The sequence below is a fragment of the Halobacillus sp. genome (assembly GCF_049282395.1).
Classification (GTDB): Bacteria; Bacillota; Bacilli; order Bacillales; family Halobacillaceae; genus Halobacillus.
This window is the reverse complement of sequence record NZ_JBAPTY010000258.1, coordinates 1-6,418: the sequence shown is the minus strand read 5'-3', so window position 1 is coordinate 6,418 and position 6,418 is coordinate 1. Positions and strand designations below refer to the sequence as shown.

The following is a 6,418-nucleotide window of genomic DNA, read 5'->3' as shown; positions in this document are numbered from 1 at the left end:
GTCTCTTCATCTCTTTTGATCGTTAATGTTACATTTGATCCTTTTTTCATATCAGTGACATAATTAATTAAGTCGCTGGACTCCTCGATTTTCTTTCCATCAACTTCCAGAATTTCATCACCTGATTGCAGTTTTTCTTCTGCAGGCATTCCTTGAATAACACTCATGACAAAAACGCCTTCGAAATTAATTTCTATGTCTCTATCTGCCGCCTGATAAGCGACCACTTTAGCCGCTTCCTGAGAAGATTCCATCATTTGCAGCTGAGCATGGTAGTATTCTTCTTCCGATACACCCTCTGGACGGATTTGTTCGATCGGATAAACTTGGTTGTATGGCCTGATTTTAGCCATCAGCCACTGAATGGGTGTTGCCTGTCCGCCTCTTACGGTTACCAGATGCATATCTCCTTCACTTTCATATCCATCGACGACTTCGACAATTGGATCCAAAGCGTCAGCAGAACCTGGTTTGTAAATATAAAACGGTAATCGATATGCCGCTAAAAATGCAATAATCAGTGCGGTTATGATTCCAGTAATGAGTACGCGCTTATTGGCTTTCATTCTTTTAGGGCTCCTTCCATGCAGCAAGCCTGGTTTGGATGTTTTTAATCTGGCCTTCCGCTGCTGCTTCCCCGGCGGCTACGATGTCTTCAATATTCGTAAAAGCTCGGGAACTATATTTGGATACATCTGGACGAATCATAACATCAGCATCTGTTGATACTCCCATAGCATTCACTAATTCATCCTGCATGATGTCTATACTTTGAGTAATAACATCATAGATGGTATTGATATTGGGATCGGCGTCAAAATGAGCACAATCTACCGCAATTACTATGTCAGCTCCCATCTGTTTCACAACAGAAACGGGAACACGGTCCATTACGCCTCCATCAATATACAAACGCTCATTGATTCGTTCCGGCACAAAAATCCCGGGGATGGCGATGCTAGCCCGGACTGCCTCGCTGGCAGGACCATCTGTAAAAATCATCTTTTGCCCGGCATACAGATCTGTCGCAATAATCGCCATAGGAAGAGGGAAATCTTCTATGTTCTTTCCAAAAGTAAAAAGACGAATGTACTCTTTAATCCGTCGTCCCTGAATAAAGCCCATCTTCGGGACGGTGAAATCCAAATAATATTTCCGTTTAAACGTAAAAGCGAGTTTATACATGTCCTCGATCTTTTGTCCAGCCGCAAAAAAAGAGCCTACTAAAGCTCCCATGCTGCTCCCCGCTATCATATCTATTGGAATTCCGTAACTTTTGAGAACCTTGAGAACGCCCAGATGAGAAAAACCACGTGCTCCTCCCGAACCTAGCGCCAAACCGATCTTCGGACGTCCCACCTGCTATTCCCCCTTCAAGACTTTGCTATATTTTATGGAATAAATCGTTATCTTATGAGCGTACATATGGAATATAGACTAGCCTTCCTGTTACATGTCCAAATATATCCTCATTCTACTATGGATGATATTAGAAGTACAGAAAACCGCGCACGTTTAGGAGGCGTTCCTTATTTCCAAAATAAAGACTATGTGGTTGACCTGCTTAACACTTGGTTTTGCCATATCATTAATCATATACCCTAAAGCTGCCTTGACCGCCAGTTTAAGGGGTCTTGATCTTTGGTGGGAGGTGGTTTTTCCATCTCTTCTACCTTTCTTTATTACGGCAGAATTGCTTATTGGGTTTGGTGTGGTTCATGGTCTGGGGGCCTTGAGCGAACGATTTATGCGCCCTTTGTTCAATGTACCTGGGTCAGGGGGATTTGTGTGGGTCATGGGAATGGCAAGTGGTTACCCTAGCGGAGCCAAATGGACAGCTGATCTTAGAAAAAAAGGCCAAATTTCTCAAATTGAAGCAGAACGCCTCATCTCTTTTACCAATGCATCCAGTCCGCTTTTTCTTTTTGGAGCTGTAGCTGTAGGTTTTTTTCATAATGCTTCTCTCGGAGCAATTCTTGCTATCGCTCATTATGGAGGCAACTTCATCGTAGGCATTGCCATGCGTTTCTACAAAAGAAAAGAAGAGTCTCCCATTCGTGACCAAACCTACCCAACCTTCAGAGAAGCTTTCATCACCATGCATCAGTCTCGTTTAGATGATGGTAGATCGATAGGAAAATTAATGGGTGATGCCGTGTCCCGATCCGTTGACACCCTTCTGATGGTCGGCGGATTTATTATGTTATTTTCCGTGCTGACAGAGCTGTTGAAACGAACAGGTATTCTGCCTGCTCTATCCCCTCTTTTCCATATGATCGGCCTTCCTGAAAGCTTTCCTATACCTCTTATGGCCGGAATGCTTGAGATGACTACCGGAATTGGGGCGGTGACTCAAACGCATGAATCTTTACTAGCCCAGCTCATGCTTGTAAGTTTCATCCTGGGCTTTCACGGATTCTCTATCCAGGCTCAGATTGCAAGCATTATAGCAGAAACTGATATCCGTTTTAAGCCCTATGCCCTTTCCAGACTGGCTCACGGAGCGATTGCGTCCTTAATGATTGCTTTTCTATACTTTTTCGTCTACACCCCTTCGGAGCCTGCCGACAGTCTTCCAATATGGAACCCGACCGAACAGCTTACGATTCCGCTCTTGGAATTTTTTCATCATTACGGACCGCCGATCACCATTGTCATGATTATGTTTACCATGTTTGTGAAATGGCAATCTCATCGCAACAAACCAAACGAAGATGAAAATGACCACTACGAACATATTTCGTAGTGGTCATTCGTTATTCAAACTTAGTAAATAATGCTTTTTCTACAGGAGGAGGTACTAAATCTGATATACTCGCTCTGTATTTGGCTACCTCTTTTACGATGCTGGAACTTAAGAAAGAATACTGATTATTTGTCATCATAAAGAACGTCTCAATATCAGCGTTTAATTTGCGGTTCATCGATGTAATCTGCATCTCATATTCGAAATCACTGACGGCACGTAATCCACGAATGATTGCCTGGGCATTCTTTTCTTCTGCATAATCCATTAACAAACCACTGCAAGAATCAACAGATACGTTGTCCAGATTTTTTGTTACTTCCCTAAGGAGCCCGCAGCGTTCCTCAATGTCGAACAGAGGCGCTTTACTTTGATTATTGAACACAGCAACAATAACGTGATCGAACACTTTTGCACCTCGCTGAATAATATCTAAATGACCGTATGTAACTGGGTCAAAGCTGCCTGGACATATAGCTAATGTGGGCATTGAAATCCCTCCTTACTTAAATATTGTCACACCTATATTACTTCCATATACATCTGAATCCATCTGAGTCAACCGACCTACCGATGCAGGAATTTCTTCAGACGCATCGTGTTCACAAATAATAACTCCCTGCTCTGCCAGCAATTCATAATCTAAAAGCGCTTCCATTAATTCCTTGTAGGAAAACTTTTTATAGGGAGGGTCAAGAAATATGTAATCGAACGTTAACCCTCGTTTGCCAGCTGCTTTCATGGCACGTTTGGCATCCGTTTTGAACACTTCTGTACGGTCCGTTAAATCCAATGTATGGATATTTTCATATATGGTCTGGATCGCTTTTTGCTGCTGATCTACAAATATACAGGACGACACACCTCTGCTCAACGCTTCAATGCCGAGGCCCCCGCTTCCTGCAAACAGATCTAAAGCTTTACCTCCATCAAAATAAGGACCAATCTTGTGGAAAACCGCTTCCTTTACTTTATCCGTTGTTGGCCGAGTTTGATGAGTCGGGACAGATTTTAACTGACGCCCTTTAAAGTCACCCGCAATTACTCGCATTGTTTGTACACCTCTTTTGTCATCATTCTCCATAATCCTACCACAAAATGAAGGCTGCAGGAAATTGAAGGTTTCAATAAAGAATTCCATTTCCCATGAATAAAAGGAAAAGTGCGGGTCCATACTAGAATTGAAGCAGATTACTGCTTCTGAAAACGGAGAAGGCTTACATCCCCATAAGTACTTCCTCCGGTTTCTCCTCTCCCTTTACTTTCTTGAATCTCAGGGTTCGAGGAAGAAGGGCTGTCTATGATGGACAGCCCTATTTTTTTTGGCATTAAAGTTTTAAGCTTGCTTATTACGCTTTCATTAGACAACGAATCTTTATTACTTACTCTCTTGTTCAACTCAACCCCCAAAAATCTCCGCCTTCAAAGAAGTTCCTTTGATTAAATGAATAGATCCCCTAATCGGAGTGTTCACAAGCCTGCTAATTTTTGCTAGTGTAGTCTTGAATGCGTTTAGGAAAGGAAGTAGACCGATATGATCCAGAAATTCATCGAACTTGGAGAAGGTTATGCAGATATTTATGAACTAATTGAACTGGGGTCACTTATGCCAGACAGAATTCAGCATGCGATCGCTTTCTACAGCGAAGCAAATGGAAAACCCCTCGCGTCATTATCCCTGGTCATGAAGCCGGCACGTGGAGATAAGTTTCAGCCGATATATATCTGCCGGGAAGGAATACCAAACCCTCATGAGCAGCCGAATAAACGATTTGATTTGTTTAAAGAGATGGCTGAAAGTGCTGGAAAAGAGGTAGCCGAATTTACAATTAAACCATCAAGCTTATTTCCGGAAACTGAATTGTTTTACCAGCACTTAATTGGTATTTTACGAATGAACAAATTTATCGCTCCGCTCTCATAATAAAAGAGGCCTCCCTGACGGAGACCTCTTTTTTATATGCCCATTTTGTAGTCATATTGCTTCGCTTTATCAGGTTTTGCATTTTCATAATCCGTTTGAATTTCAGGTTTATGTGAAGGAATAACACGGGAAACAAATGGTAACCGCTCTAATTTTTCCATTTTGAATTCTAAATCTTCTTCATTCACGTATAGAACCGCATATTTTAACTTTTTCGAGGCATGAATGAGATGACCATGTTTTTTTATCTGCCTGACATTTTTCATATGTTGAAAATATACAATAATACCTTGTCGTTTCGTTTTAATCATGACGACACCCTGCTTTACGTAGTATTTACCGTCAGTGTACCAAAAGATAAAGTGAACGGCAATTATTCTCTGATTATTCTTTCTAAAAGGAGTCCTTTTTATGAAGACAGACCACGAACGGGCATTTGAGCTTTTTTCAAAAGACTTGCAGCAGTCTCCTGTTGTGAAGAGCGTGCAGTTTAAACAAATCACCGGGCTGCCTTTTGTGTATCTCTGGCCGGATTGTACAGCTGACCAATCTGTAGTGGAAGATCAGCTTAAGAGGTCCGCTGCTAAAGCAATGAAAGGAAAACGCCTGACCCTTGCGATGAGTTATGTACGCAAAAGTCAGGCGTTCTATGTGTACCGTGTGCGTTTTCTAGTTCCTCAACGAAAAATGTTCTGCTGCGGCAACTTCTGTGATGACTGTATCCGATTCACTTAAGTTTAAGAGCACCCACAGCTTCCGCCGCTTCCACATCCGCCACTGCAGCCGGAATCGGTAAGAGCCATTCCATTTTTGGGAACTTTTATCTGTTCACTTACACTAAAAGCCACGTTTTCGCTGATTTCATCCAACAGCTTTTGCACTTCCCGCTCCGCTTTTTTGAAGTGAGCCACGGTTTCGTGCATGTCCATTTCTCTCTTCACCGAACGGACCTTTTTCATAATATCATTATAATCTGGATGGTAGCGCCCGAAACGCTGTACATCCTCGTAGTGTTCTTTTATATCAGCAAATCTCTTGATGAGCGCCTGGGCTTCACGATCATTCTCAAGAGCGTACTTCGCTTCATTATAATGATGCATTGTATCTGAATTCATGACCATATGGCCAATCGTTTCTGAACTATCAAGCAGATCGACAATTTCCATTGTAGCTAGCATTAGATGTCCACCTCCACTTCCATCTTATCAAATAGGACAGCAGATTGAAATGAGTTTCCTCATTCCCTGCTGTCCTAATTAATAAAGAATTATTTTCTCCCGCATCTGAAGAACACTTTTTTATAAATGCCTTTGATTCAGAAGTTTCAAAGCCTGATCTTAGTAATAAGGGTATTCAAGCTCTCTACGGTCTTTGTTGGAATCTTTCTTAGCTTTTGATAAGAATTGCTGAAATTGTCCTAATGCCCCATTCAGTTCTTCCATATGGCGAGATACCTCTTCCCAGTCCAGATCTTCCATTAATGCTCCTAACTGCTTAAACCAATCCTTCTTATTTGATGAAGTACTATTCTTCACCGCAGGCAGGGATTCCCAGAAAGGATCCTCCGCCCCCAAAATCATCCACTTCTCATAATAGCTTTGAATCAGTTTATGATTTTTCCGGATTTGTTCCTTTACACGAGGATGATCATCCACAAATTCTTTAAAGCGCTGGACATTCGGGTGCAATTCATTTGTACTCATAAGTTCACACCTCACTGTTAGATCTACTCTATAGCCTATGCACCT

10 protein-coding genes are annotated in these 6,418 nt (G+C 42.0%); 3 read left to right on the top strand and 7 right to left on the bottom strand.

Annotation, left to right across the window (positions count from 1 at the left end; genetic code table 11):
• Positions 1 to 566: PDZ domain-containing protein (locus WAM07_RS11040; protein WP_422166837.1), on the bottom strand; the 566-nt coding region annotated here is incomplete at its 3' end.
• A gap of 4 nt (positions 567 to 570) precedes the next feature.
• The gene (locus WAM07_RS11035) at positions 571 to 1,359 is read right to left on the bottom strand and encodes a patatin-like phospholipase family protein (RefSeq protein WP_089751904.1); all 789 of its coding nucleotides are present in this window, start codon (positions 1,357 to 1,359) and stop codon (positions 571 to 573) included.
• A gap of 190 nt (positions 1,360 to 1,549) precedes the next feature.
• Between WAM07_RS11035 and ylbJ the strand changes: the two genes are divergently transcribed.
• Positions 1,550 to 2,746 (top strand): sporulation integral membrane protein YlbJ, encoded by a 1,197-nt coding sequence (ylbJ, locus tag WAM07_RS11030; RefSeq protein WP_422166835.1) that lies wholly within the window; start codon positions 1,550 to 1,552, stop codon positions 2,744 to 2,746.
• A 10-nt stretch (positions 2,747 to 2,756) separates the two neighbouring features.
• Here the strand turns inward: ylbJ and coaD are convergent, their stop codons facing one another.
• Positions 2,757 to 3,236: a pantetheine-phosphate adenylyltransferase gene (gene coaD / locus WAM07_RS11025; RefSeq protein ID WP_422166833.1), complete on the bottom strand. Its 480-nt coding sequence runs from the start codon at positions 3,234 to 3,236 to the stop codon at positions 2,757 to 2,759.
• A gap of 12 nt (positions 3,237 to 3,248) precedes the next feature.
• Complete coding sequence (gene rsmD / locus WAM07_RS11020) at positions 3,249 to 3,830, bottom strand: 16S rRNA (guanine(966)-N(2))-methyltransferase RsmD (protein ID WP_422166832.1); 582 nt, start codon at positions 3,828 to 3,830, stop codon at positions 3,249 to 3,251.
• A 450-nt stretch (positions 3,831 to 4,280) separates the two neighbouring features.
• Here rsmD and WAM07_RS11015 point away from each other — a divergent pair, with 450 nt between their 5' ends.
• Positions 4,281 to 4,670: a DUF7147 family protein gene (locus WAM07_RS11015; RefSeq protein ID WP_422166830.1), complete on the top strand. Its 390-nt coding sequence runs from the start codon at positions 4,281 to 4,283 to the stop codon at positions 4,668 to 4,670.
• Positions 4,671 to 4,702: 32 nt separating this feature from the next.
• On the opposite strand, the gene WAM07_RS11010 is transcribed toward WAM07_RS11015, so the two are convergent.
• Entirely contained in the window at positions 4,703 to 4,981 is a 279-nt protein-coding gene (locus WAM07_RS11010; RefSeq protein ID WP_014643091.1) for a YlbG family protein, read from the bottom strand.
• 100 nt (positions 4,982 to 5,081) lie between these two features.
• Here WAM07_RS11010 and WAM07_RS11005 point away from each other — a divergent pair, with 100 nt between their 5' ends.
• Positions 5,082 to 5,405, top strand: a complete 324-nt coding sequence (locus tag WAM07_RS11005) for a hypothetical protein (RefSeq protein ID WP_422166827.1) — start codon at positions 5,082 to 5,084, stop codon at positions 5,403 to 5,405.
• Between the two features lie 2 nt (positions 5,406 to 5,407).
• Here the strand turns inward: WAM07_RS11005 and WAM07_RS11000 are convergent, their stop codons facing one another.
• Together WAM07_RS11000 and ylbD are read right to left on the bottom strand one after the other, a co-directional pair.
• Positions 5,408 to 5,848: a YlbF family regulator gene (locus tag WAM07_RS11000; RefSeq protein WP_089751910.1), complete on the bottom strand. Its 441-nt coding sequence runs from the start codon at positions 5,846 to 5,848 to the stop codon at positions 5,408 to 5,410.
• A gap of 159 nt (positions 5,849 to 6,007) precedes the next feature.
• Positions 6,008 to 6,373 carry a spore coat protein YlbD gene (gene ylbD / locus WAM07_RS10995; protein WP_422166825.1) on the bottom strand — a complete coding sequence of 122 codons (366 nt, stop codon included), beginning with the start codon at positions 6,371 to 6,373 and terminating at the stop codon, positions 6,008 to 6,010.
• Positions 6,374 to 6,418: the final 45 nt, after the last annotated feature.